Source organism: Exiguobacterium sp. 8H, assembly GCF_902506255.1.
GTDB classification, from domain to species: Bacteria; Bacillota; Bacilli; order Exiguobacteriales; family Exiguobacteriaceae; genus Exiguobacterium; species Exiguobacterium profundum.
In genome coordinates, this window is sequence record NZ_LR733464.1 from 1 (window position 1) to 3,157 (window position 3,157).

The 3,157-nt window shown below is 41.1% G+C and carries 4 protein-coding genes; all 4 read right to left on the minus strand.

Annotated features, from left to right (window positions below):
* The coding region (locus GVY43_RS15840) for a hypothetical protein (protein ID WP_159563825.1) at positions 1-710 on the minus strand (710 nt) is incomplete at its 3' end.
* Positions 707-1,483 carry a ParA family protein gene (locus tag GVY43_RS15845; RefSeq protein WP_159563826.1) on the minus strand — a complete coding sequence of 259 codons (777 nt, stop codon included), beginning with the start codon at positions 1,481-1,483 and terminating at the stop codon, positions 707-709. The genes GVY43_RS15840 and GVY43_RS15845, both read right to left, overlap by 4 nt.
* Positions 1,480-2,160, minus strand: a complete 681-nt coding sequence (locus GVY43_RS15850; RefSeq protein WP_159563827.1) for a hypothetical protein — start codon at positions 2,158-2,160, stop codon at positions 1,480-1,482. The genes GVY43_RS15845 and GVY43_RS15850 overlap by 4 nt, the downstream gene beginning before the upstream one ends.
* Entirely contained in the window at positions 2,157-2,939 is a 783-nt protein-coding gene (locus GVY43_RS15855; protein WP_159565599.1) for a ParA family protein, read from the minus strand. Before GVY43_RS15855 ends, GVY43_RS15850 begins: the two co-directional genes overlap by 4 nt.
* Between the last annotated feature and the right edge of the window lie 218 nt (positions 2,940-3,157).

Consider the following 3,157-nt stretch of genomic DNA (forward strand, 5'->3'; position numbering starts at 1 on the left):
TATAAAGGTTCCATTAAATCAGAGAAAAAAATCTCTAATTTCTTTGCTTTACTCTGTTTTTTTATTACTTGCACTTCTTTATTATTTCTACTGATTAATCGACGCTTCACCTCTCGAAGTTCTTCTCGAGTCATTTCATACACCGTCTTACTTCCATTTTCTGTTGAATATTTCTTATTTTCTAGAAGTGCTGACTTTGGATTTTCTGGCCAAGATAAAAGTTCTGCAAGTTTTGTCGCACTGAAGTTTTGCTCTATAGTTTTCTCCAGAATGTTTGGTCCGAATATATTCCAAAACGAAACAAATCGATTGACTTGGGCGTGCGACATTCCAATCTTGTTCAGAAAATCTTTCCAGGTTCCTTGTTCTTTTTGGAACTCTCTTTTTGTTTCCGGGTCACGGAATAAGTTGTTTGCATGAGCAAGTATACGACATTTTTCAACAAAACTAGTCGCTTGAATAGCATCAATATGATTGTAGTATTGAACAATATCATCCATATCCTCAGGCAACTGTTTTGTAATAATACGCGACAATCCTGTCGCTGGAAGAGATTGATAGGGATTCGATACAATCGTAGTCACAGAGAACTCTTTCACAGCTTCAACTTGTTCTATACGGCTATCTGTTGTTTGCTGATTCTGATTCACTGGAAGGTTGGCACTGAATGTTGAAATTTTAGGTGTATGTTTCTTTCGGTTGTGACTCATAACGATAGGACCTCCTGAGCAAGTTGTAGATAGGCATTAGTTGCTGGACTCTTATGGTCAATAACGGGTCGAGAATCTCGTTGTAGTGTTTGAACTTTTACTGCGTAAGGGATTGTCGTTAACACTGGAATCCTGACTTCTTTCCCAAATTCTCCGAGTTCTTTAACTGTCGTAACATCACCCTTCGAGCGTGCGCTTACCATCGTCGGAATGAATGCTGCAATATGGATGTCTTCTCTGAAGCGTTTCATCTCTTCAAGTTCTTCTGGTACAGAGTAGACCGCGTCCATTGAGAATTTCTGCATCTGCACAGGCATCACAATCCGATCTTGGGCAACTAGTGCGCAGCGCGCATATGGGTTGAGGGCTGAAGTCGATCCTGGACAGTCGATTAGACAAATATCAAACAACTCATCGATTTTAGCAAGTTCTTCACTGAGACGATACTCATAACCGATTTGGCTTGTCAGGTCAGTCGGTGAAGCCGAGCGTCTAGTTGGTATGAGATAAATAGTCCCCATCTCATACTGACATGTCACAATGACTTGTTCGATTGGAGTGTAGAATGGGTCATTCTCTTCCAGTAAGCAATCTAATAATACTTTTCCTTCATAGTCGTTAGTTAGACCTAATCCGTTTGTAGAAGAAGCCTGGTCGTCCGCATCGATGACGAGGACACGTAATCCGTCACGTGCATAGGCATGAGCCAAATTGATGGTCGTCGTCGATTTACCGACCCCACCCTTTCGATTGTACAGTGCGATTTTCTTCATGATTCGTCTCCTCGCTTCTCGTAAATGATGTTGTCGTTTACGGTCCGCTCAATGATTTCCGTCAGTAGCTCACTCACACTCCTATTCTGAGCATGCGCATACTGTTGAAATTGATTGGACAGGTCGGACGGGATTCGTGCTGAAAGAACGGCAGATAGTCTCTTTGTTTTCTGAAACGGGCTGACTTTGACCTGTTGTACGGCTTCACGGCTTTTACGGGCCTCGCGTATCTGTTTGACTGTCAACTCGTCAACGCTTCGCGACTCTCCGTCAATATAGAGTCCTTGTTCAACGACTTCCTCGACATTGTCGAGATACATCAGTTCAAACAGTTTAGAAGCCGGTAGGCTCGCAAGTGATGCTTCAAGTCGATGTAACGTCTCATAGGCTTTGATATACCGGGATGCAAGAGAACTCGACATCGATACAGCTTCAAGGAACCCGATCCATTCTTTTTTGTCATGCATCTCGGAACGAGCGATGACGAGACGTTTCCCGATTTCAAATACAGAAATCGTTTGAACTCTTGAGAGCTCATTGATCTCATGAACGAGGTCCTCCACGTCTTTTGATACCGGAAGTTTTTGGACGAGTGAGCTTATATTCGTTAGTCCGCTCTGATAAGGATGCTGTTTACTTGGTTTGATTTTATGAATGTTTCGATTACGTGCTTTCATGATAATTCACCTGCTTGTTCGACGACTTGTTTGGCCAATAGTTGAAATGGTTCAGCAAGCATCTTCGATTCCTTGGAGCGGTATTGGATGACACTCTTTCCACTTTCGGCAGCTTTCTCAATGAAGGTAGATCGCTTGATTATCGGAAGAATCTCTAATCCTTCCTCCTTTGCGATTGCTTTCATTGCTTCATAGTACTCTTTATCTGCTTTTAAAGAAGCATCCATGGCGACAGGTAGAATGCCTGTAATAACGAGATCTGAATTATAGAACTTTTTCACTTTTTGCACAGTTCGAATTGTACTCGCAAGCTGATCGAAAACGAGTTTTTTAGGCATGAACGGGATGACTGTCATATTTGAAGTCGAAAGTACGATTTTTGAAAGTTCGTTGATTGACGGGACCGAATCTAAGATGATCCAATCAAACTCATCCTCTAGTGGTGCAATCATATCTTTTAATAGAAAGAGCTTATCTTGTTCTGAGATCAGATTGATCAACCGGGCATTTCGTTCATTCGAAGGGAGGAGACTCACATGATACGTTTCGTCGTCAAACAAGACTTCTTTGATATCGAGATTACGTGTATGCACATCAAACATTGTCATGTACTTGATTGTGTCGGATTCTTTTAACATCAGCTTACTGAGTGAGCCTTGAGGATCTAAATCAATAATCAGGACTCGTTGCCCCAGCTCGCCCAATGTGTAAGCCATATTCAATGAACAGGTCGTTTTGCCTGATCCACCTTTCGATATGTAAAACGTGAGTATGTTCATCTTCTCTCCCCTTTCCCTCTCATATCATGTCATAATCTCGTTTTTCTTACAACATAAAAACAGTAAAGACGTCAATATATTTTGATTAAAAATGTATACAATCAAATTTTATTTTTGTATACGTATAATCACCTGTAAACGTTCACCGTATACATTTCGACATCGAAATGTATACGGTGAACGTTTGAAATACTAATGACTTTATATGACGGTGATGT

Bases quoted from the DNA above. Each gene is read 5' to 3' on its own strand.
- GVY43_RS15845 (WP_159563826.1), bottom strand. From the start codon at position 1,483: ATGAAGAAAATCGCACTGTACAATCGAAAGGGTGGGGTCGGTAAATCG.
- GVY43_RS15850 (WP_159563827.1), bottom strand. From the start codon at position 2,160: ATGAAAGCACGTAATCGAAACATTCATAAAATCAAACCAAGTAAACAG.
- GVY43_RS15855 (WP_159565599.1), bottom strand. From the start codon at position 2,939: ATGAACATACTCACGTTTTACATATCGAAAGGTGGATCAGGCAAAACG.